The 23,296-nt window shown below is 37.0% G+C and carries 21 protein-coding genes and 1 pseudogene; 12 read left to right on the forward strand and 10 right to left on the reverse strand.

All coding sequences use genetic code 11. The annotated features are described in order from the left end of the window. Positions 1–10 precede the first annotated feature (10 nt). Positions 11–1,498: a TolC family protein gene (locus ODQ17_RS11165; protein ID WP_322903666.1), complete on the reverse strand. Its 1,488-nt coding sequence runs from the start codon at positions 1,496–1,498 to the stop codon at positions 11–13. Between the two features lie 385 nt (positions 1,499–1,883). On the opposite strand from ODQ17_RS11165, the gene serC reads away from it, so the two are divergent. Then, positions 1,884–2,963: a 3-phosphoserine/phosphohydroxythreonine transaminase gene (gene serC, locus ODQ17_RS11170; RefSeq protein ID WP_005307603.1), complete on the forward strand. Its 1,080-nt coding sequence runs from the start codon at positions 1,884–1,886 to the stop codon at positions 2,961–2,963. A gap of 59 nt (positions 2,964–3,022) precedes the next feature. On the opposite strand, the gene ODQ17_RS11175 is transcribed toward serC, so the two are convergent. Together ODQ17_RS11175 and ODQ17_RS11180 are read right to left on the reverse strand one after the other, a co-directional pair. Further along, positions 3,023–3,169, reverse strand: a complete 147-nt coding sequence (locus ODQ17_RS11175) for a hypothetical protein (RefSeq protein ID WP_004790612.1) — start codon at positions 3,167–3,169, stop codon at positions 3,023–3,025. A 33-nt stretch (positions 3,170–3,202) separates the two neighbouring features. Continuing rightward, entirely contained in the window at positions 3,203–4,144 is a 942-nt protein-coding gene (locus ODQ17_RS11180) for a hypothetical protein (RefSeq protein ID WP_322903670.1), read from the reverse strand. Positions 4,145–4,389: 245 nt separating this feature from the next. Between ODQ17_RS11180 and ODQ17_RS11185 the strand changes: the two genes are divergently transcribed. Next, complete coding sequence (locus tag ODQ17_RS11185) at positions 4,390–4,878, forward strand: YaiI/YqxD family protein (protein WP_014207405.1); 489 nt, start codon at positions 4,390–4,392, stop codon at positions 4,876–4,878. Positions 4,879–4,885: 7 nt separating this feature from the next. Further along, positions 4,886–5,794: a DMT family transporter gene (locus ODQ17_RS11190; RefSeq protein WP_144732157.1), complete on the forward strand. Its 909-nt coding sequence runs from the start codon at positions 4,886–4,888 to the stop codon at positions 5,792–5,794. A 29-nt stretch (positions 5,795–5,823) separates the two neighbouring features. On the opposite strand, the pseudogene ODQ17_RS11195 reads toward ODQ17_RS11190, so the two are convergent. Further along, positions 5,824–5,904 (reverse strand): annotated as a pseudogene (locus ODQ17_RS11195) (PilZ domain-containing protein); the annotation flags it as partial. A 149-nt stretch (positions 5,905–6,053) separates the two neighbouring features. On the opposite strand from ODQ17_RS11195, the gene ODQ17_RS11200 reads away from it, so the two are divergent. The 3 genes from ODQ17_RS11200 to ODQ17_RS11210 all read left to right on the forward strand — a co-directional run bounded on the left by ODQ17_RS11200 (position 6,054) and on the right by ODQ17_RS11210 (position 10,483). After that, positions 6,054–7,289, forward strand: coding sequence for a lipoprotein-releasing ABC transporter permease subunit (locus tag ODQ17_RS11200; RefSeq protein WP_004790618.1), 1,236 nt, complete (start codon positions 6,054–6,056; stop codon positions 7,287–7,289). Continuing rightward, positions 7,282–7,968, forward strand: coding sequence for a lipoprotein-releasing ABC transporter ATP-binding protein LolD (lolD, locus tag ODQ17_RS11205; protein ID WP_005307591.1), 687 nt, complete (start codon positions 7,282–7,284; stop codon positions 7,966–7,968). Before ODQ17_RS11200 ends, lolD begins: the two co-directional genes overlap by 8 nt. Before the next feature lie 82 nt (positions 7,969–8,050). Beyond that, complete coding sequence (locus tag ODQ17_RS11210; RefSeq protein WP_322903679.1) at positions 8,051–10,483, forward strand: DNA internalization-related competence protein ComEC/Rec2; 2,433 nt, start codon at positions 8,051–8,053, stop codon at positions 10,481–10,483. Here ODQ17_RS11210 and ODQ17_RS11215 read toward each other — a convergent pair. Then, on the reverse strand, positions 10,436–11,419 hold the full coding sequence (locus ODQ17_RS11215; RefSeq protein WP_322903681.1) for a lysophospholipid acyltransferase family protein: 984 nt from the start codon (positions 11,417–11,419) through the stop codon (positions 10,436–10,438). The genes ODQ17_RS11210 and ODQ17_RS11215 overlap by 48 nt on opposite strands. A 133-nt stretch (positions 11,420–11,552) precedes the next feature. On the opposite strand from ODQ17_RS11215, the gene sppA reads away from it, so the two are divergent. Together sppA and ODQ17_RS11225 are read left to right on the forward strand one after the other, a co-directional pair. After that, entirely contained in the window at positions 11,553–12,569 is a 1,017-nt protein-coding gene (gene sppA, locus ODQ17_RS11220) for a signal peptide peptidase SppA (protein WP_174765645.1), read from the forward strand. Positions 12,570–12,590: 21 nt separating this feature from the next. Continuing rightward, complete coding sequence (locus ODQ17_RS11225; protein ID WP_004790626.1) at positions 12,591–13,400, forward strand: alpha/beta fold hydrolase; 810 nt, start codon at positions 12,591–12,593, stop codon at positions 13,398–13,400. A 67-nt stretch (positions 13,401–13,467) separates the two neighbouring features. On the opposite strand, the gene purN is transcribed toward ODQ17_RS11225, so the two are convergent. Both purN and purM read right to left on the reverse strand, forming a co-directional pair. Continuing rightward, the gene (purN, locus tag ODQ17_RS11230; protein ID WP_322903684.1) at positions 13,468–14,097 is read right to left on the reverse strand and encodes a phosphoribosylglycinamide formyltransferase; all 630 of its coding nucleotides are present in this window, start codon (positions 14,095–14,097) and stop codon (positions 13,468–13,470) included. Beyond that, on the reverse strand, positions 14,094–15,164 hold the full coding sequence (gene purM / locus ODQ17_RS11235; protein ID WP_005307576.1) for a phosphoribosylformylglycinamidine cyclo-ligase: 1,071 nt from the start codon (positions 15,162–15,164) through the stop codon (positions 14,094–14,096). The genes purN and purM overlap by 4 nt, the downstream gene beginning before the upstream one ends. Before the next feature lie 135 nt (positions 15,165–15,299). Here purM and cxpE point away from each other — a divergent pair, with 135 nt between their 5' ends. The 4 genes from cxpE to ODQ17_RS11255 all read left to right on the forward strand — a co-directional run bounded on the left by cxpE (position 15,300) and on the right by ODQ17_RS11255 (position 21,848). After that, on the forward strand, positions 15,300–16,493 hold the full coding sequence (gene cxpE / locus ODQ17_RS11240; RefSeq protein ID WP_004790632.1) for a chloramphenicol efflux transporter CxpE: 1,194 nt from the start codon (positions 15,300–15,302) through the stop codon (positions 16,491–16,493). Positions 16,494–16,513: 20 nt separating this feature from the next. Further along, positions 16,514–17,212, forward strand: coding sequence for a DnaA regulatory inactivator Hda (gene hda, locus ODQ17_RS11245; RefSeq protein WP_013197065.1), 699 nt, complete (start codon positions 16,514–16,516; stop codon positions 17,210–17,212). A 334-nt stretch (positions 17,213–17,546) separates the two neighbouring features. Continuing rightward, positions 17,547–19,397: a rhombotarget A gene (gene rbtA / locus ODQ17_RS11250; RefSeq protein WP_322903688.1), complete on the forward strand. Its 1,851-nt coding sequence runs from the start codon at positions 17,547–17,549 to the stop codon at positions 19,395–19,397. A gap of 15 nt (positions 19,398–19,412) precedes the next feature. After that, positions 19,413–21,848 (forward strand): CSLREA domain-containing protein, encoded by a 2,436-nt coding sequence (locus ODQ17_RS11255; protein ID WP_322903690.1) that lies wholly within the window; start codon positions 19,413–19,415, stop codon positions 21,846–21,848. A 95-nt stretch (positions 21,849–21,943) separates the two neighbouring features. Here ODQ17_RS11255 and ODQ17_RS11260 read toward each other — a convergent pair whose 3' ends face one another. The 3 genes from ODQ17_RS11260 to ODQ17_RS11270 are packed head-to-tail and all read right to left on the reverse strand — an operon-like array spanning position 21,944 to position 23,247. Further along, positions 21,944–22,333 (reverse strand): DUF3106 domain-containing protein, encoded by a 390-nt coding sequence (locus tag ODQ17_RS11260; protein WP_004790640.1) that lies wholly within the window; start codon positions 22,331–22,333, stop codon positions 21,944–21,946. Beyond that, positions 22,323–22,643 (reverse strand): hypothetical protein, encoded by a 321-nt coding sequence (locus tag ODQ17_RS11265; RefSeq protein ID WP_004643705.1) that lies wholly within the window; start codon positions 22,641–22,643, stop codon positions 22,323–22,325. The genes ODQ17_RS11260 and ODQ17_RS11265 overlap by 11 nt, the downstream gene beginning before the upstream one ends. Next, on the reverse strand, positions 22,633–23,247 hold the full coding sequence (locus ODQ17_RS11270) for an RNA polymerase sigma factor (protein ID WP_004790645.1): 615 nt from the start codon (positions 23,245–23,247) through the stop codon (positions 22,633–22,635). Before ODQ17_RS11270 ends, ODQ17_RS11265 begins: the two co-directional genes overlap by 11 nt. Positions 23,248–23,296: the final 49 nt, after the last annotated feature.

Genomic DNA, 23,296 nt, shown 5'->3' on the forward strand with positions numbered 1-23,296 from the left:
TATACTCCCCTTAACGAATATAGTCGGTATGTGGTTGATTAACGTATGCTTTAAACTCATCAATTGAGCCGTGACTTTGTAGTAAGGTCGCAAGTGACATGACATATTTATAAGCATTTAAAGCCATTTCAGTTTTTAACGCGCTTAATGCATTTTGTGCATCAATTACTTGGGTTGCTGTTCCCATTCCTTCACGGAAAGAAAGTTCTTGGATACGTAGGTTTTCTTGAGCGGCATTTACGTTTCTTTGTAAGAGCTGATGACTTTGTTGAGCAGAGTTAAGTTCGTTATATGACTTATTCAAAAGAGCTTCAATCTCTTGTTTAGTTCGCTCAGTCATGAGTTCAGAGGCATAGCGCTTCAATTCGGCAGCGTGAATATTCTTATTTTTATCTACACCTGAAAATAAGTTGTATTTTGCCATTACACCGACAATCCAGTTTTCATTTTTATCGAGAGCATATTCACCAAATGCAAAAAGACTTGGTTTTTTTGCAGCTTCTTGAGCTTGAATATTTACATTAGCCAGTTGAGTATCCATCTGCATTTTTTGTACAAGGCTAGATTTTTGTGAATAACTGGTTAAAAGTGATTCTAGAGACTGGCTTGGAGTGTTGTTTACAAATAAAGGTGTACTTAAATCTACATTATTTTGTTGATGTAAAAGATTATTAAGGCTAAAGCGACTGGCATTTAAGTTGGCTTGAGTATTTTGTAAAGTACGTTCTGCATTATTACGTGCGACTTCAAATTGCATGCGTTGCCCTTTACTAATAAATCCCTGTTGTTCGAGCTTTAGGGCATTGCCGTAATGTTTTTGCATTGCATTAAAGTTAAATAAGCTACTTGCGACCAGCTGCTGCTGTAATTGAACATTAAAGTAACTTTGTACCACTTCAAACCGCTGTATATCTTGTTGTTGCTGGCTTGAAAGCTCTGAACGCTGTGCTTGAATATTTGCTAGTTTTTTTGCACTACTGGTTAAGCCGCCTGTATAGAGTGGCATAACGACTGAAATAGAAGGGCGCACAACCTGATCTTCAATGGTCAGATTCGCATAATCTGGAAAGCGGTTTATACCGTCATGTATGGTTTGATTGGCGCCTTCTTGAACTTGTCCCAGCACATCCGATGGAATGACATTGTTCCACTGTGAAAGTTTGTCATTCAGCCCTTGGCTTAAATCATTCTCAAGTTTTTGTTTAAAAGAGCCAAGAGGTACATCTGTTTCACTGTGAAAAGCATAGGCTCTAACATTTAAATCAACTCGAGGTAATCCGAGGCCCTTTACTGCTTCAGCTTCTAATTGAGATGCTTGCTGTAATGCTTGGTTGGCTTGGGTGCTATATGAACTTTTCAAAGCTTGTTGTTCTGCTTCTGCATAACTTAAGCTTTGGGCATATAAATGATTAGTGAAAAAAAAGCCTAAAGCCAAAGCAATATGTTTAGGTTTAAATGAAAAGGGAAAAATAGACTGTCTATATCGATGTGCTGGCATTTTAAATAACAATTTCTGGCATCCCTTATAGTTTAAATTTCTTGTTATTAAATTCAATTATCATATTGTTTATTATACATTTGTATACAAACATTTTGATTTTAGCTCCTTTAATTATTGAATTTACTAAGCCAATATTTTTTCTAATGTCTATCAAGGTATGTGAAATTGTAATCACAAGTCAAGTTGATCTTTTTGCTTAAAAATCTTTTTAAATTTGGAAGCCAGTAATTAAAAGTATAGAAATAACGACAACAATAATTGAAAAAATAAACTTAAATACAGTCCAGCATTGAAATATTTACTTGAGAAGCTGCTGCAAGCTTAAGCAATCTGTGGTTAAATGCCATTTTTATTGTGTTTGACTTTATACAAGGGAAAAATCATGCGCGCGTACAATTTCTGTGCTGGTCCTGCTGCATTACCTACTGCCGTTTTAGAAAAAGCTCAACAAGAATTGTTGGATTGGCAAGGTAAAGGTCTATCCATCATGGAAATGAGTCACCGTAGTGCTGACTATGTTGCTGTGGCTGAAAAAGCTGAAGCAGATTTACGCAAGTTAATGAATATTCCAGAAAATTATAAAGTACTGTTTTTACAAGGCGGTGCGTCATTACAATTTTCTGCGATTCCTTTAAACCTTTTAGGTAAGAACAGTAAAGCTGATTATATTGATACGGGCATCTGGTCTGAAAAAGCGTTAAAAGAAGCTAAACGTTATGGCGACATTAATGTTGTAAATGCTGGTATTAAAGTAGATGGCAAGTTCGCAATTTCTGAGCAAAGCGAATGGAATTTATCTGACGATGCAGCCTATGTACATTATGCGGATAATGAAACGATTGGTGGCTTACAGTTCGCAGGAATTCCTGATGTAAAAGCTCCACTTGTTTGTGACTATTCATCAAGTATTTTATCTGCTCCATTAGATGTGACCAAATTTGGTTTGATTTATGCTGGCGCACAAAAAAATATTGGTCCTGCTGGTTTAACAATTGTCATTATTCGTGATGACTTACTTGATCAAGCTAAACCAGAAATTCCAAGCATTTTAAAATATGGTGACCAAGCGAAAAATGGTTCTATGGTAAATACTCCATCGACTTACGCTTGGTACTTGTCTGGTTTGGTATTTGAATGGTTGTTAGAGCAGGGTGGGGTAGATGCTATCCATAAAGTTAACCTTGAAAAAGCTCAGTTGTTATATGGTTATATCGATTCAAGCGATTTCTACAATAACCCGATTGCAATTCCGAACCGTTCAATTATGAATGTACCGTTTACCTTGGCAGATGAAGCTTTAGACAAGCAATTCTTAAAAGAAGCGGAAGCAAACCATTTGTTGAATTTAGCTGGACACCGTTCTGTGGGTGGTATGCGTGCAAGTATTTATAATGCTGTACCATTAGAAGGCGTACAGGCTTTAATTAGCTTTATGGATGATTTTGCAAAACGTAATGGTTAAGCAAATCAAATAAATAAAGCCCTCAAATGAGGGCTTTATTTTTGAATAAATTTTATAAACTAAAAAGGTACTAAACCAAGTTGGTGCATGAATATGGCAGCTAAAAACATACCCAATACAAAAAAGCAAAACGCACCAGTATCGACCTTTACGCGCAGGCTACTAGATTGAATGAGGCTGGTAGTTTGTTCGGGTATAATCTTCATTCAATAACCTAATTATTAAAATATTAGTGAAATTCAATTAGTTTCACCCTTTTTAGCACAAATAGTCGCCTGAATCCAGATATTACCGCGAATATATTCGCCAATATTAAAGTTTTTATACAAATCGTTTTTGGTCGCAATGCGCACTAATATGGCAGGAAGATCATCTTCTAAAACCAAAGTGACATCATAAAGGGTATATTCTGCCTCCATAAATGTCATAGAAGTTTTGCCAACAATATTACCTTGGAACCATGCTTCATCTTCTTGACCAAGATTTTCGCCATATAAATATGCAACCATTTTAGAAAAATCAACAGTTACAGGTCCTTGATCTTCTAGGGTTTTTGGCTGCCATTCATTAATGAGTTCCTGTAAGTTTTCAGGAGCAACACCATTATGTTCAGTCAAAATTGCATTTAATGCACGGTGATGTTTAATTGAAGCTGGGTCATCAACAACAATTTTCTCGCCTGCTGGTACCGGTTCTAATTCATAAGCCCATGCATTAAATTGAACTTGATAGTTTTGATTTTTGTCATATTGACAAGCGTTAACGCTAAATAAATTATCAAATGCATAAACAGTTGTATTTTTATTTAGTCTTAAACTTAACACGGCTTGCGTCGCAGAGTCACAAGTAATGATACGTTCAATTTTTGCATTATATTGATATGGACTTTCAAAACTTGGAAAGGCTGTTTTGAGTGCTCGAGGCTTTTGGTTTTCAACAGCAATAATCTGGTTGATTGTAACTTTTTGGTTTTGTGGGCCTTGAATCAACCAAAAAGATTGATCCATATCTTCTTCATGTTCGCATAAGCCCATCGGCATTACAGGTGCATCAAGTGCTAGTCCTAACCATTTTGGTACATCTGTTTCAGGATGGGACGTCAATAGATTCCAATGTTCGCCATGACTACCAAAATTTTGGTCATTTACTTTAATTACTTCTGGACTGTTTTGATTTTTCATAAGCACGATGCTGTTGGGTTCACATTACTTGTTATATTAAATCGAGGGTGTTTACTATTTTTCAAGTCATCATGTGTAAATTCTCTTGTAAAAGCACATATTTAGTCATTTAAAGAGAAATGCTGCTTGTATTTATAAATTAAAAGTAAGCTTCATCTATAAAAACTTGAATGTTGAAATTAAAAATAAGTTTAATGTTTATTTCTACTCACCTTCGAAAAGCATCTGTTAGACTTAGATTTTTAGTGGAAATAGAGAATAACGTGCTGCCATTTAAACTATGGGTAGACGCAGACGCCTTACCAAAAATTTTACGTGAAGTAATTTTGCGTGCATCAGATCGTTATCAGTTAGAAGTTATTTTTGTTGCCAATCAAAATGTTGGGATTACACCGTCTGTTCGTATTAAGTCAATACAAGTTTTAAGTGGTGCAGATCAGGCCGATAAAGAAATAGTTGATCGTATGACTGAAAATGACATTGTCATTACGCAAGATATTCCACTGGCAGCTCAAGTGATCGAGAAAGGGGGCGTTGCTATTCATCCACGTGGCGAAGTCTATACAACTGCAAATGTTAAAGCACGTTTACATCTGCGTGATTTCATGGATACGCTTCGTGGTGCGGGTGTGCAAACTGGTGGACCACCGCCTATTTCCGAGCGAGATAAGCGTGAATTTTCAAGTTCATTAGATCAAACAATTTTAAAGCAAAAACGTAAAACAGCTAAGTGAGCATCACATGCCATCGCAAACCAATTTGGCTTTAACTTATGCATTGTTAGTGTTCATTTGGGCAACCACTCCATTGGCTATTGTTTGGAGTGTGTCTGATTTACATCTGATGTGGGCACTGTTGTTACGCTTTTTTATTGCATTGCCTTTGGCAGTAATCATATTACTGATTTTAAGAACACCTTTTCCGACTCATCGACAGGCAATTCACAGCTATATTGCTGGCTCTTTTAGCTTAATTGGCTCCCAAATTTTTACTTATGCCGCAACCCAATATTTAAGTTCAGGCATGATTGCACTTATGTTTGGCTTAGCACCTATTATGGCAGGGCTTATTGGTCGGTTTGCATTTGGTCAACAACTTTATAAGCTGCAATGGCTGGGCATGGCAATTGCGGTCAGTGGGCTAGCGATTATTTGTCTGAGCGGTGCAAATCAGCATGTGCATCCGTTTGGTATTGTCCTTATGCTGATCAGTGTGTTTGTTTATTCTTTTTCAATTTTCTGGGTTAAGAAAGTTAATGCTCAGATCCAGCCGATGGCTCAGGCAACAGGTTCTATTTTAGTGTCTTCTATTTTTGCTAGTTGTTTTATTCCATTTATTTGGCAATATGCACCGACACATTTACCAGAAGCTAAATCTTTATTTGCCCTAATTTATACGGTACTCATGGCTTCATTAGTCGCCATGTTTTGTTATTTCAAACTTATACAAAATATTCAGCCAACGACTTTATCTTTAACGACAGTAATTACACCAATGTTAGCGATGATGATTGGAGCTGCTTTAAATCATGAACAACTTTCGATTATGGTTTTTGTAGGAGCTTTAATCATCTTGTCTGGACTCTTTTTATATTTCTATAAAGACATTCAGGCAAACCGGAACTTTGCTCAACATATGAAGTCTAAATAGGAGAAGATTTGGGTAATTTGTTGAGCTTATTCATTAAATTGTTCTAATTCGTAGCGAAATGCATGATCAAATTGATCTCCTAACTTAAGTAGTAGAAAATAGCGCAGCAATATAATATTAGGATTGTTAAGGGAAGATCAGAACTTACTGATTTTTAAACCTTAATACAGCATCTAACGATATGGCCAAATAGTAAATGTGAATGTAATTTGATATTAGCATCTGCTATTTCCCATCAATCACCTTGGATTTAGAAGGTATGTTTAAACCAATCTCACTGTATATAGGGTTGAGATATACTCGCGCAAGACGCAGTAATCATTTTATTTCTTTTATTGCATTGGTTTCGATGGTCGGTTTGACACTAGGTGTCGCAGTGTTGATTACGGTACTTTCTGTAATGAACGGTTTCGATCGTGAATTGAAAAACCGTGTTTTGGGAATGGTGCCGCAAGCGACAGTTTCATCTACACAAATCCTTACGGATTGGCCTGAACTAGTAAAACGAGTTGAACATCATCCACATGTAACTGGGGTTGCACCTTTTACCCAATTGCAAGGTATGTTAACCGCGCAAGGGCAAGTCGCTGGTATTATGGTGACGGGTATTGACCCAAAATATGAAAAGAATGTTTCTATTATTCAAAATCATATTGTTGCCGGGAGTCTAGATTCACTTAAAAAGGGTGAGTTTGGTATTGTGCTTGGTAAAGATATGGCTGATTCATTGGGCTTACGTCTAAATGACAGTGTGACATTGGTTTTACCTGAAGCAACGCCATCTCCAGCTGGGGTTGTACCTCGTTTCAAGCGTTTTAAAGTGGTGGGTATTTTTAGTGTAGGCGCTGAAGTCGACTCTATGGTGGGTTATATCGCCCTATATGATGCTTCAACCTTATTACGCTTACCTGATGGCGCTCAAGGTGTTCGTTTAAAACTAGATGATATTTTTGCAGCGCCACAAGTTGCCGATGACTTGGTAAAAAGTTTACCAAGCAATTTCTATGCAACGAACTGGACCTATACGCATGGCAACCTGTTTAATGCCATTCAAATGGAAAAAACACTAGTTGGTTTATTGCTTGTACTTATCATTGTGGTTGCAGCATTTAATATTGTTTCGTCGTTAGTCATGGTTGTGACTGATAAAAAATCAGATATTGCCATTTTACGTACATTAGGCGCGTCGCCATCGATGATCACTAAAATTTTTATGGTGCAAGGCACCGTGATTGGTGTGATTGGTACAGTTGCTGGTACAGTTTTAGGTGTAATTTTAGCTTTAACCATTAGCGATATCATTTCATGGTTTAACAATGTGTTGGGCTTAAATCTATTTGATGCTTACTTCGTGCATTACCTTCCTTCTTATTTAAGATGGCAAGATGTGACGATTATCGTGATTGTTTCTTTACTTTTAAGCTTCTTGGCGACTATCTATCCTGCGCTTCGTGCTGCCAAAGTTCAACCTGCCGAGGCACTGCGCTATGAGTAAAATTGTTTTAGAAGCGAAAGAAATATATAAACATTTTGATGACGGTAAATCTAAGGTTGAAGTCATTAAAGGTCTTTCTTTACAAGTTGAAGCTGGGCAGTTTGTTTCAATTGTTGGTGCGAGTGGTTCAGGTAAAAGTACTTTGCTTCATGCGTTAGGTGGTCTAGAGCAACCAACTCAAGGACAAGTATTCTTAAATGGTCAGCGTTTTGATAATTTAGGTGAAGCCGAACGTGGTTTTCAACGTAACAAATACCTTGGTTTTGTTTATCAATTCCACCACTTATTACCTGAGTTTTCTGCGCTTGAAAATGTGGCAATGCCTTTAATGCTTCGAGCAGATAGTCAATACAAATCGGTAAAGGCACAAGCTGAATATTTACTAGACCGAGTGGGATTATCTCACCGTATGGATCATAAACCTGGTGAACTTTCAGGTGGTGAGCGCCAACGTGTTGCTTTGGCTCGTGCTTTAGTCACTAAGCCTGCCGTAGTTTTAGCGGATGAGCCAACGGGTAATTTGGACCGCAAAACAGCTGTTGGTATTTTCGAATTACTGACTGATCTTAAGAAAGAGCTCAATATGGCTATGCTTATTGTGACTCATGATGAGCAGTTGGCTCAGGCAGCAGATTCAATCTTGCATATGGAAGATGGTCTTTGGGTAAGCGGTTCTTAAAAAATTGTCATTAAATCACATTGTTAAAGCCCACTCAGTTGGGCTTTAATTTTGCCCCTAAAAAGATAACCATATGATTTAAATGTTAAAGCTTATTTTACTGGGGTGGATTGTAGGTATTGCATTTATGGGAATAGATCTTCCTCTCATAATGCAATATGGTTGGATTGGTAAAGTTTTGCTCTTTATCTGTTTAATGTTTTATATTTTTAAGCGGCATCTTGTTGTAAATCGTCCCATATTAAAAGGAGTTTATTATTTAATCTGTGGTCTAAGCCTTTTTGTTATAGGCTATCTGTATGCTCAGCATGCCTTAAATGAAAGACTACAAACACGGGAGATGCAACCTGAGTCTTTAGACATTGTTGTTTATATAGACCGAATAAGTGAAGAAAAAGATAATAAGACACAGCAACTCGCTCAGGTTCTAGGGCGGTCATCCGGTGTGGTGAATTGGTTGTTATATTTAAAAAATGAAAATGAGAGTGCATTAATAGAAGGACCAAAATTACAATTAGGTCATTACTATCGAATTTCGGGTAAAACCAGACCAGCTCATAGTTATGCAGTATCAGGTGCTTTTGATCAAGAACAATGGTTCATTCAACGAAACATACTGTCAGGTTTCAGTGTTCAGCATATTGAACCTTTAAACTCGAATGAAATTTATCGGTTGGGTTATCAAAATCACTTAAAACAGCAACAAAATTTTTTGACTAGACAACAATTAAATATAGAAAAACTCCGTCTAAAATTTAGAGTAATGCTAAAAAAATCTCCATTTCAGAATAAAGGATTGTTATTAGCGCTTTTAACAGGGGATGAAAGTCTTTTAAATGAAGACATTAAAAATCAATTTAAACAGTTAGGAATCTCTCATTTGTTGGCCATTTCAGGGCCTCATGTCCTCATTTTTGCAATCTTGTTATCTTGGGGATTACATCAATTAGTACGACGTTATTATCCTCAGCTTTATTTGTGGCAACCCAAGCAAATATTAGCAATGATTCCGTTATGTTTTGGGGTTTTGATTTATACAGCTTTTGTCGGCTTTGAAATTCCAGCCTTAAGAACTTTACTCTCAGTATTTTTATTTGCCTTTTTATTGTTGGTCAAACTGCCAGTTAAGCCATTTTCGCTCTTGGTTTATAGCGCAAGTCTACTTTTACTTTTTGATCCATTTAGTGTTTTATCGGCAGGTTTTTGGCTCTCTTATGGTTCTTGCTTTATTTTATTACGCATTTATCACACCATAGTACAGACTCCAAATCTTGCCTCATTGAGTTTGCTATCTAGAATAATTCTTTTAGCTAAAACCCTAATTGAATCTCAGGGCAAAATATTTATTGCTCTATGTCCTCTAATGTTGATTTTCTTTCAGCAGATTTCATGGGTAGCACCTCTTACAAATATTATTGCTGTTCCTCTGTTAGGAGGAGTTATTGTTCCTTTAAATATTTTCGCTGCTTGTGTGTGGCTTATTTTTAATTCACTTGGAAATGCACTCTTTCAGATTAATGATATTTTGCTCAGTATGGGGCTGACATGTTTTAGTCTTTTAGAGAAATTATCTCTGCCATTCCAAGGTTTTAGTCTGACACCACTGGCTTTGATAGGCTTAAGCTGTGCCATTATTATTTTATTTTTACCGCGTGGTGTTTTACCAAAATCTTGGAGTTTTATATGTTGTTTACCCTTAATCATTCCGAATAAAACCTCACAGCAAATTCAATTAAATATTATAGACGTAGGCCAAGGACAAGCGATTTTTCTACAACATCCAGAGCAGACATGGTTAATTGATACGGGTGGTTCTTATGATGAGAAGGCTTTCAGTATTGGTCAAAATGTAGTAATTCCATATTTACGTCAGAAAGGTATTAAGCAACTAGATCATGTGGTGTTATCTCATCTTGACCAAGATCATAGTGGGGCATTTCCTTTTATCGCTCAGGCTTTTCCTATCAAACAAGTCATATCAAATGAATTATGGAAAGAGCAAATTAAAGAACCATTTACCTATTGTCATCAAGGGCAAAAATGGCAATATCCACAGTTAGATATTGAGATACTTTGGCCTAAAGAAAATGATTTAAATTTAGTTTCTTCTAATCAAAATGAATATTCTTGTGTCGTTTATATTCATTTAAAACAAGTAAGGGGTTATCAGAATTATTTAATTATGGGGGATGCGGGGTGGGAAGCAGAATATCAATTGATAAAAGAATATCCTGATTTAAAAGTAGATGTTTTGGTCTTAGGTCATCATGGTAGTAAGCATAGTTCAGCCTATGACTTCTTAGCGATGTTAAATCCCAAGCTTGTTATCGCGTCTGCCGGTTTTAATAACCGATATGGTCATCCTAGCAAAGAGGTTTTAGCGAGAATACAAGAACTTAATATTCCATTTAAAAGCACAGTTGAGCAAGGAACATTAAGTTTTGTATCTGAGAATCATCAAATGATTTTATACACTCGACGTTTCGAACGTACTTGGCTTTACAGAAATTTGTGAAGCTTCTGCTTTAAGCTTATCCACAATTTGAAGAGCTTCAGCTGGATCAATATTATAAATATTATCTAAAGCAGGGTTTGCTTTAAAACGTTTATAACTCCAGTGGTAATGTTCTGGATAACGATAGATGAGTTGTTCAATAGCCTGATGAATGACATAAGTTCCATCATCTGCACTACCTTCGTAGATTTTCTCATCCATAGGTTCAACGTGCATCGTAAAACCGTCATTTTCGTTACGAATCGCGTAAAGGAATAAAGCTTTTGCTTTAGTCTTTTGAATAAGCTTGGTACTTAAATTACTTGAGGCAAGGGGAACACCAAAATAATTGATCATACTGCCGCCGACGTTAGGCGTATGGTCAGGCAAAATTACAGTAGTTTCACCTTGTTTTAAGGCTTTAAAAATTTGTCTTACACCAGTTTCGTCAGTAGGAACCAAGTGAGCTTGTTCACGACTACGTGCTTCTCGAACAAAACGGTCTGCATCTTCATTTTTTACTGGCTTGTATAAAATTGTCATTGAAGTGAATTGTGAACACCAAGCATTCAGGACTTCCCATGTACCAAAATGTGGAACAATCAAAACCACACCTTTTTTTGCTGCAAGTGCTTCGTGAAAGTAATGTTCTCCTTCAATATGATGAATTCTTTCGATATTCTTACTATTTGATGAGCCCCAAATACTTAAAAATTCAAAGTATGAGGTGACTTCATTGCGAATAGCTTGCTGCGTAATTTCTATTCGCTGCTGTGGCGTTAAATGTGGGAGGGCGATTTGTAGGTTTAGTTCTATACTTTTTGATGTTTTAGTAATTTTTAAAGTATTAATTAACCCTGCCAACATACGAGCAAGAAAACGTCCAAATTGAATTGGCTGGCGGCTAAAAGTTTTGAGTAGGTAGTAGTTCATGCTTTTTGTATCTAATTTGGTCATCTATCGCGGTAAAAAGGAAGCAATAATTAAAAAAAGATAAAATTATTATAAATGAAATCATATTATTTAGACAGTTTTTATCAAATCAACGTATATAATGACATCATTTTAGATTAATTTGGATTGGAATTTTATGTCCGATTGGCCACCAAAACCACAAAATGAACCTATAATCCCTAAACAAAATGGACCAGAATGGCAAATTCTTGAGAAGGCTGTACTTGCTTCAGTAGAGGAACAGCGCCGTAGTCGCCGTTGGGGAATCTTCTTTAAAACATTAACTTTTATTTATTTATTATTCATTATTGTACTCATGGGTAAAGGCTGTTCAACCAGCAAAGAAGGCTCTGCGGTGAGTAGCAGTAGTGCTCATTTGGCAGTAGTGGATATTATTGGAACTATTGATGCTTCAAGTAATCAATCAGTAAATAGTGAAGATACCAATAAAGCGCTTAAACGTGCTTTTGAAGCTTCAAATAGTAAAGCTATTGCACTTAATATTAACTCACCTGGCGGTTCCCCAGTTCAGTCTGATGAAATCTGGCAGGAAATTCGTTATTTGAAAAAACAGCATCCAGATAAAAAGGTTTACGCTGTGATTGGTGATATGGGTGCATCAGGTGCTTATTATATTGCGTCTGCTGCTGATGAGATTATTGTCAATCCATCAAGTCTGGTCGGCTCAATTGGTGTGATTATGCCTAACTATGGGATTACTGGTTTAGCTCAGAAACTTGGCATTGAAGATCGTACTTTAACAGCAGGAACGAATAAAGACATTTTAAGTATGACAAAACCGATTGATCCTGCTCAAAAGCAACATATTCAATCTGTTCTTGATAATGTTCATACTCACTTTATCACTGCAGTTAAAGAAGGGCGTGGGAAGCGTTTGAAATCGAACGATCCAGCTATTTTTTCTGGTTTATTCTGGACTGGCGAACAAGCAATCCAATTGGGTGTTGCTGACCGTTCAGGTAACATTACGAGCTTGATGCGTGAACTAAACCTTGATAATAAAGTTGACTACACAATTGAGCGCAACCCATTACAATCCATTTTAGGTCGTATGGGGGCACAAATCGGGCAAGGGGTAAGTGAATCTATTGCTCAAGAAGTGCAGACTCGTCAAAGCGCAAAATTACAATAAAATCTGTTTTAGGATAGCGGTATGTCAATGAAACCAGTTATACACTTTGCTCATGCGAATGGCGTGCCATCAAAAGTGTATCAAAAACTGTTTGATCAGTTAAAAGGGGAATATGACATTATTTATGTTCCCCTGATTGGTCCTGATAAACGTTATCCTGTGACTAACCATTGGCCTGCTTTGGTTGATCAGGTAATTGACAGTATTGTGCGACAGGCGAAAGGACGTAAAGTGATTGGACTTGGCCATTCTCTTGGTTCGGTTTTAACGTTGATGGCATCTTTTCAGCGTCCTGAACTCTTCTCTCAAGTCATTATGTTAGATCCGCCTCTTATTTTAGGGCGATATTCATTTGCATTTCACATGGCAAAACTATTTCGTCCTAAATTGGTTGATGCGATGACTCCAGCTGGTTTATCTGCACGCCGTCGTGAACATTGGGACTCGAGAGAGCAGGCTGCTGAGTTACTACGTCCTAAAGGATTTTATAAAGATTTTGATGAAGATTGTTTTCAAGCCTACATCGACTATGCTTTGAAAGAAGATTCGGTTCGCGGTGGAGTAACTTTAACGATTTCTCGTGAGGATGAAGTTGCAATTTTCCGTAAAAACCCTTCTTGGTGGTGGCTGCCTATGCCAAAACCTAAGATGCCTGTGCATTTAGTTGTAGGTAAAGGAAGTGATTTCTTAAAGAGAGGCTTTCCTCAAATGGCAAAGCGAAAAATGGGAATTCCGTTTACTGTGGTTGAAGGGGGGCATATGTTCCCTCTAGAGCATCCAATTGATACAGTGAATTCTATAAAGAAATTGATTCATCATCAGCCAAATTAATTTTTAGACTTATAAAAAAGGACATGCCAGCATGTCCTTTTTTATTTTTGCTTTTAAGTAAAAAGTTTTACCAATTTGCAAAACGAATAGGGTGTTCAAGAACTTGATCACGCAAATAAGCTTGGCCATTTTTCCATGTAAGTTGACCGTTACATAACCACTCTGCTACTTGTGGGTAGATAAAGTGCTCAAGTGCATGCACTCGATTTGCTAATGAAGCGGCAGTATCATGTTCTTTAACTGAAATAGCGGATTGGGCAATTGATTGACCAGAATCCAGTTCAGCCGTTACAAAGTGTACGGTACAACCATGTAAACGATCACCTGTGTTTAAAACGCGTTGATGAGTGTTCACACCTTTATAAGCTGGAAGAAGTGAGGGATGTATGTTCAGCATTTTCCCTTGCCATTTGTTGACAAAGGTGGGAGTTAAAATGCGCATGAAACCGGCTAAAATAACCACATCCACTTGCCAAGCCAAGAGCTGTTGATGCATTGCTTCATCAAACACTTCACGAGTTGGAAAGTCTTTATGAGAAATAACGGCCGTAGCAATATTGGCTTTTTGAGCACGCTCTAGGGCATAAGCATCTGCTTTATTAGACAGTACACCTACAATTTGCCCTGATAGATTTGCATCTATCAAGGCTTGTAAATTACTGCCGTTCCCAGAGACTAGAACAGCAATTTTTATCATGCAAAGATCACACGAATTTTTTCGTCTGCACCTTCCACTGATTCAGCATTTTCTTGGATGTGTCCAATTTTCCAAGCTTTTTCGCCTTGAGCATTAAGCACTTCAATTGCTTTTTCAGCATCATTTGCATCAACAGCAATGACCATACCTACGCCACAGTTAAACGTACGGTACATTTCAAAGCGCTCTACATTGCCTTCGCGTTGTAGAAGTTGGAATAACTCAGACCATTCCCAAGATGCTTCATCAATGACCGCTTGAGCACCATTTGGTAATACACGTGGTAAGTTACCAGGTAAACCGCCGCCAGTGATGTGTGCCATAGCATGCACATCAACTTGTTTGCAAAGTTCAAGAACTGGTTTTACATAGATACGTGTTGGTTCCATTGCAACATCTGCAAGAGGACGACCATCAATCACTTGAGTTAAATCAACGTTTTTAACGTCTAAGATTTTACGTAGTAATGAGTAACCATTCGAGTGAGCACCACTTGATGCAACACCGATAAGTACGTCACCAGACTTTACTTTAGAGCCATCAATAATTTTGCTTTGCTCAACAACACCAACAGCAAAACCAGCAAGATCGTAATCTTCGCCTTCATACATGCCTGGCATTTCTGCGGTTTCACCACCTACAAGTGCGCAACCTGCAAGCTCACAACCTTTACCAATACCAGTAACAACATTTGCAGCAACGTCAACATTTAAGTGACCAGTCGCGTAATAATCAAGGAAGAATAATGGTTCTGCACCACAAACTAAAAGGTCATTTACACACATAGCCACAAGATCTTGGCCGATTGTGTCATGACGATTAAGATTAAGTGCCAAACGTAATTTAGTTCCTACACCATCGGTTCCAGAAACTAAAACAGGCTCTTCATAACCTTTAGGAATTTTGCATAGTGCACCAAAGCCACCAAGACCGCCCATTACTTCAGGACGACTTGTACGTTTAGCGACTGACTTGATACGATCGACCAGTGCGTCGCCCGCTTCAATGTCGACACCCGCATCTTTGTAGCTTAAACCGGTATTTGGGGTAGAAGTTGAGTTGCTCATAAATGAAGTCTCCGCATTGGCGGCAGATTATAACCTGAATATACGAAACTCTTATGTTATTTATGCTCGAAAATGCTATCTTTAATAAAAATATTTTTTCATTTATAACGATTAAATCAAAAAAGGCTAGATTTTATGCAAGATCGTATACTGCGCCGTATTCTTTTACTCGCAGGTATTGTATTGCTGGTATGGGTATTGTACTTACTCAAGCCTGTAGTCATTCCTTTTATCGGTGCTTTTTTCCTGGCTTATTTATTCAGTCCACTCGTTGATGTTCTGGTAAAAATCAAATTGCCTCGCTGGTTAGCAATTAGCGTGGTGTTTATAGGAATTGGTGTAACACTAACCATTGCATTATGGTATTTAGTACCTCTGATTTGGAAACAATTGGTTTACGCCCGAGATAGTATTCCAGCAGGTATTCACTGGATTAATGCAGAACTATTGCCATGGGTTTCTTCGACATTTAATGTTCAGCAAATGGAAATTGATACTGACCAAATGTCCAAAGCTGTCATGGATTATGTTCAGACAAATTACAGTGCCGATAGTATTCAAGCTGTCTTATTAAAGCTTGCACAATCAGGTCTCAATTTTATTCAAATTGGTGGAACAGTTGTTCTAATTCCAATTATTGCTTTTTATTTTTTATTAGACTGGGACCGTATGCTACAAAACTTACGCCGTCTCATTCCACGCCCATATGAAGCAACTACTTTACAGATTGTTGGTGAATGCCATAGCGTTTTAGGAGCGTTTGTTAAAGGTCAGTTTCTCGTCATGCTATTGCTAGGCGTAGTATATGCAGTTGGTTTACAGCTCATTGGTTTGGAAGTTGGTCTTATTATTGGTATGGTAGCTGGTCTTGCCAGTATTATTCCTTATTTAGGATTTGCCGTAGGTATTATTGCAGCTGTTATTGCTAGCTTGTTCCAGTTCGGTTTGGATTGGATGCATTTATTACTGGTTGGTGTAGTTTTTATGATTGGCCAAGCGGTAGAGGGTTATATTCTTCAGCCATTCCTACTGGGCGATAAAATTGGTTTATCTCCTGTAGCAGTTGTTTTTGCCGTATTGGCAGGTGCACAGCTTGCAGGTTTCTTAGGAATGTTAATTGCATTGCCTGTTGCTGCTGTTATTGTAGTGTTGTTGAAGCATTTAAGAGAGAATTATGAAAGAAGCTCACTTTATGCTCCACCTTCTACATTAGTGATCCAACATGGCGATATTGAGCAAATTCATGTAGAAACCGAAAGCACTAAGCTTGATCTTGAAGTTAAAACACAGCAAGATACAGATGAACTGAAATCCCCTAACCAGAAATAATTTCAAGGTTAATTCAATATATGCGTCAACTCCAACTGGATATAGAACCTCAACTTGATGCCCGAATCAGTGATTTTTCGGGACCGAGTTGGGGGAATGTAGTCGATGCTGTGCGTCAACTACATGCTGGTCTGGTGAGTAGGTTTTATATCTATGGTGGAGCAGGGACAGGAAAGAGTCACTTACTTTCCGCAATTTGTGACTCTTATTTAGAAGTAGGCAAATCTGCAATTAAAGTTTCTTTGCTTGAACTCCTTGATGCTCCTATCGAAGCAATTACTTCTTTAGAGCATTATGATCTTGTCGCTTTGGATGATATTGAATCAATTAGTGGTGTGCCTCATTGGCAAAAAGCTGTCTTCCATTTAATGAATAATCACGAAGGACAGCTAGTATTCTCTTCACGTGTAGCGCCTATCGAATTAAAGTTAGAATTGCCAGACTTACAGTCACGACTTACGCAAGCTGTTAGTGTTAAAGTGCCGAGTGGAAGCTTATATGCGGACCGTTACTCTTTAGTTACGTCTGTAATGTCTAGACGTGGTATCCATTTTGATCAGCAAATTGTTGACTACTTATTATTACATGGCCCTCACCAAGCTTCTCTTTTACTACAGACAGTTGCTCAGTTAGAAAAACTTCTCAAAGGCGAAAAAACAAAACTTTCGAATGCAACTTTAAGACAAATTTATGCTTTGATTGATGAATATCAACCATAGATATCCTTGAATCTTGTTTTATTGCCTCACCTGTGCACATAAAAAACTATTAAAAATAGAGTCTCGGACAAAAAATTCTAATTTCAGAGCACTTGCCTCTATATCTTTTTAAAGCTTCTGCTAATTTTAAACGGTCACATTTTTGTATTTAAAAAAGTTTTTTAAATGTATGAAGCTTTTTGTAATCTAGGTCAAAAATGACTCTACAGACCGACCAAAATGTCTTGAGAAATTCTACTTGCTGTGACAAAGTACGCACAAAGGATGCGATTGCAAAAGCGGAAATTTTGCAATATTGACAAAGAAAAATGAAAAAAGATGTAAGGAGATGGGTATGCTCAAACGGAGCATTGCTTTTGCTTTATTGGCTGCTGCTGGACACGCTTATTCTGCCGATATTCAAGTCACAACTACAACTGATGAAGACGTTGATAATACAGTCTGTTCATTACGTGAAGCTGTAGAGCTAATAAATAAGCGTAATTCAAGTGATTCTACTGTTGTTGCTTCTGTAAAAGATGGTTATCACGGCTGTGTGAGTAGTGATTCAAACAATATTATTTTGCAGCGAGACAAAGAGTACACACTTAATGAAAAAATAAAGATTACAGCCCCTTTAACAATCAGTACTGTTAAAAATGATTCTACGTTAGTTGATACCGATCAGCCAGGTTCACATAACGCTACAATAAAAATGATTGGTACAGATCAGTTATTTAAAATTGATGATGAAAGTATTGAAAAAGGATCGATCTCAGTTTCTTTAACTGATCTTAATTTACAAGGTGCAGGTTTAAAGTCTAAAGCCTTTACTGGTGGATTAATCGATAATCATGAAATGTTAAAGATCCAAAATTCACGTTTAATCGATGGATACGCAGCTCAAGGGGGAGCAATTTATAATCGAGGGCTAGTCACGAAAAGTGGTCAGACTTATGGTTTTGTCACTATTAGCAATACTCTTATTCAGAATAATAAAGCAACAGAAGGTGGAGTAATTTATAGCGAGCAGCCTTTGTATTTGATCACTCAGTCTGTAATCCGAGACAATGAAGTTAGTTCAGTAGATGGATCACTTTTTTTTAACGCAAATAGATTTGATGATGCAAGCACAGCTGGATACTTAAGTCAGCGCGCTACTGGATTGAGTAATAGTACTTTTTTTCACAATAAAAGTGGTTTTATTGCAAATATTCGAGATGGAATGTTTGTTAATAACATTACCATGATCAAAAATGATAAGGGACTATTTCTAGATGCCCCGCAAGGTAATGCTTCTATTTTAAATAGTATTTTAGTTGGGAATACAATCAATTGTCAGGCTAGTACTGCTGATAAAGCAATCATACAAAGTAATTTAGTTACAGCAGAATGTAATAGAAACGCGACCTCAAAACTTCCAAATATTATCTATCCTAATAATGAAAAATTAATTGCAGGAACTACAGATGAAGGTGTCTGTGATGTAACAGCAAAAGAAGGATTGTTATGCCCATTTAGCACGCCTAAAGATAGCTTTTTAGGTTTTTTTAAACCTCGACTGTTAGAAAGTTATAATACTTTAGCTGATTCCTTAATTATTAATAAAGGTCGTTTATATAGTGACGCCACTTCAGTCGGATTAGTAACCTGTGAAAATGTTGATCAACGTGGGAAAAAACGTAGCGGTTATGATGAGCTGTGTGATCTTGGCGCAATCGAATATATTTTAAATACAGAGATGTCTTCAGTAGGTCAAGATATTAGATACGGCCAAGTTGCTAAATTTAATATTTTGGGTTCTTTAAGTGAAGCAGATCTAGTGACTCCAGCTACATGCAAACGTTTATTTGGAGAGCGTGCTGATGGAAAAGAATGGCAACCAGGATGTCTTCGAATTAAACAAAGTACAGATACTCCAGTTTCTAAAGGTACTATAACTCTAGATCAAAATGGGAATGTAGTTTATACCCCAAACGGTAACTGGCATGGTGCAGATATTTTTAGTATTCAGGTTATTACGAGTGTGTCTCGATTTAATGAAGGTGTAGAGTTTCAATATATTACTATTCCGACAAGAATTGCTCAGGATCCTTTATCTGGAATTGAAGACAAATCTGTGAGTGCAGGGGGGGGAGGCAGTGTGGGTGGTGGCTTTATTTTAGGTTTATTAGGTTTGATTGCTTTGCGCCGTTTCAAGTCATAATCAGGGATGAGGACTATGAAAAATTACAAAAAAGCATTATTAGCATTAGCTGTAATTGCAAATATGCCACTTTTTGCTGATACCACAAATCAAAGAATTGAGGTTACAACTTTTGCTGATGAAGATGGTGAAAATGCGAATGCATGTTCATTAAGAGAAGCTATTAAAGTTGCGGAAACCCGTAAATCAGCGTATGGATGTACTGTTTATAATCTTAATACTGCTCAAGTAATTCAACTAAAAGCAGGAACTTATACTTTAAATAAAGAATTAGTGCCAAATGCTGATATTTCTATTTATGGTTATGGTGAGCGTAATGAAGATCAGAATTGGTCAGAAAAGAATGTATTAACAAATGATTATCCTGCATTACCTCTTCTTCAAACTCGGATTAATGCGGCAGGGAAGTCGCGTATATTTAATACAGCAGAAAATAAAAAAACATTATTTCTGCAAAATATTATTTTAGAAAATGGTACGGCTTCAAATCAAGGTGGGGCTATTTATGCGGGTGGTAATGTTACCTTATTAAATACACAAATTTTGAACTCGCAAGCACCGAAAGGTGGAGCAATCTTTCTTGGAGGCAGTGGGGTAAATTTATCGGTAACTCATTCCTTGGTACAAGGTAATCAGGCAACGACTGGTAGTGTGCTAGCAATGAGTTGTTTTAATGGTACTGAATATGCCAAACGAGACGTTACTTTTACATCTTCAAGTATTATCAATAATGGTTCAACTAATGCTACGAGTACATTTGAATTTTGTGGCGAACCGAAAGCTGAGTTTACTATTAATACGATTGCTCAAAATATTGCAAGTACTGTAAATGGCAGCATTTTAAAATTTACAGGAGATGCAATTTCTGGTAGTACAACGAATCCATCAACCATTCTAAGTGGTGAAAGTAGTTTAAAACTACAAAATAATACTATTGTCCAAAACAGTGCCCATACTACCTTTCTCTATGATAGTTTAGCTGAAAAAGAATTAAATTTTAATATAATTGGATATAACCCAGATGGTTATGCTTGTCGATATTTGGCAGGCTCAGCAGCAGATTTGAAAAACTCTAGTCTTAAATTATCCTTTAATGCACTAAATTTAAGTAATAACACGGACAAATGTGACTTACCAACAGAAGTACTTTCTTCGGCTAATAAGACAATTGATATTTCAGGTGTTCCATTCAACGCTTTACTTGAGCGCCATAATGCTGCAGCAGTAACAGGCTTATTACCACTTTATTTTCCATTAAACAATTCTCCTTTATTGCCACCTGGAAAAGAAGATCTAATAGATATAGATCCTGAGCGTAAAGCTGTATGTGCTCTTATAGATCAGCGTGGTTTAGTTAGACTTCCAACTAATAAACCATATTATCAGTCAGTAAATATTGATCGTAATAGCTGTGACATAGGCTCGGTAGAGTTAATGAAATTGACTGCTGGTGATTTAAAAGGGCTAGCTAATGAATCACTTACGACTTTACTTAAGGGATATCAAACACAATATGATACTGCAGAAAAGAACCTCACTAATCCACTTTATTCTTATTTGTGGGATGCTTTAAAAATAGATTTTGCCAATTATAAAAATCTTCTTGATCAAACTAAAGCAAATGCAAAATATCGAGCTATTTATGTTGATTTGAAAGCAAATGGTTTACCTTTGCCAAATGAAGATAGTAGCCATCTTCTAAAGTTTTTTAATAGTACAGACTACAATATTAAAGTCGAGACAATTGGGACTGGTTTAATCAATGATAAGCAAGAATATATTAGAGATACGGAAGAAAAAGTACTTAAATGCGAGTGGAATGCGGCTTTACAACAGATTATTTTTTATAGATTAGATGATTTAATTACAACAAGTGGTGACAATCATTACTGTAAGTATACTGTAAGTACTAAGGATGGGACTATTCAGTCAACAGGTTTGTTAGAAGCCAAGTTCGATAATATTGCGCCAGTAGTAACTGATAATAAGGTCGTATTTCAATATTTAGCAAATGAAATCATTCCATTAAACTTACTTAAATATGCAAATGATGATGGGGATGGCCCAGCTAATACACTTATTACAAAGCCAAATAAACCTCAGTTTGCAGATTTGCCTATCTATTTACCAAGTAAAAGCTCAAAAGATGGAATTTTTACGGTCGTGAAGGCAGATAGAGAAGGCCCTTGCCCAGGTGATGATAAGGATAATACTTGCTATGGTGGTAATATTTATATTCAGGCTAAGAACAGTTTTAATAACTTCAATGATACGTTAACTTATTATGTATATGACGCTGATAATAAAATTTCAAATGCTGGTACTTTGAGTTTAGTTAGCAGTAATACTACTGCTGGTGGAAATAGTAGTGGGGGCGGTGGTGGTAGCTTAGGAATTTTGTCTTTAGTATCTTTACTTGGTTTAGTAGTCTATAGACGCTACCGTAAATAAACGATATAAAATAAAAAGCCTCCAATTGGAGGCTTTTTTATAGAAAATTATTTAAGACATTAAATTCACTGTGTACGAATTTTATAGAGTTATATTTAATGTTCTAAATACTTGTTCATATACTCTTCACGAATAGCTGTTCTTTCTTCGCCATTCGCTTTAAGCATACGCTGGCGTAAGTCATTACGCTCTTGTGTACTCATTTTTTGCCATGCTTCACGCATTTTTTCTTTTTCAGCATCGGGGAGTTGAGTAAACCAATCCATACGTTGCTGTAGATTCGTACTTTGATTCGCTGGTAACTCTTTTAAGCTCTGGTAGCGTTTAATAACTGCACGTTGCTCTTCTTCAGAAAGAGCATTCCATGTGTCATCAACTTGTGTATTGGCATCTTTAGAAAAAATCCAAAATCGTTCAAAACCTGCAAAGCTCGTTTGCAGGAAACTTAATGAACAAAGGATAAGTGCTAATTTTTTAGCTGCCATGTTGTACTTTATCCTCACCCAAGACCATTAGCATTTCTAAATCTTCCACCATCTGTGGAGATAATTTAGGATTTACAATCACTTGATTTTGCGGCTTATCAACAATATCTGCTGAATTAGGTAAAATTACAAAACCTGTGATCGCAGCTGCAAGTGCAAAACCAGACATTTTCCAGACACTATAAAAAGAGGCTGGTTTTTGTTGAATATGGTCAAGCACATGATTCATGACCACTGTTTTATTTTTATGGTGATGTGCCAAACTATCAAGTTTAGACGTCACCTTTTTAGTGAAATCATCATGATTCATCAGAACCTCCCAAGGGATTTAAATGGGCTAAGTACTCTCTAAGTCCCTGAATTGCTCGGTGATAATGGGTTTTTACACTACCTTCAGTACAGTTCATGATCTGAGCTGTTGTGTGTGTGTCAAAACCTTCCCACGCACGTAACATAAATGCCTGTTGTTGACGAACAGGTAGCTTTGAAATTGCTTCTCGAATTTCTTCGATAGTCACTGCTTGATCAAGAAAATCCGCAGGGTTAATGGCTTTTTCATCAACTACATCAATAACTTCATCGTCGTCATTATCCAGACTAACTTTTTTGAAGAATGAAAATGGGTTTGCTCTACGAGATTCTTTGCGGCGCCAGTCCTGAAGTTTGTTGTTTAAAATAGTATAAAACAGGGGATACCATTCTTCAGTACTTTTATCGGCATAAGATTTGTGTAAAGCAATAAATGCTTCTTGAACCAAATCCATTGCAATACCTTGTTGACCTTGGGTAGCACTCTCCATCATCACCAAAGCACGACCAGTAACATCTTGCATGAAAACTTTCAGGCGTTGTTCAGCCGTGCTTGCATGAGCACTAGATGTTTCCGATCGAGACTTTTTCGGTGCTAAATCCATGGAGATGGAAAATCCTGTCATTGGACATACCCACCTTATCTTCAATATA

This window comes from Acinetobacter sp. IRS14, from assembly GCF_034650275.1.
GTDB classification, from domain to species: domain Bacteria; phylum Pseudomonadota; class Gammaproteobacteria; order Pseudomonadales; family Moraxellaceae; genus Acinetobacter; species Acinetobacter oleivorans.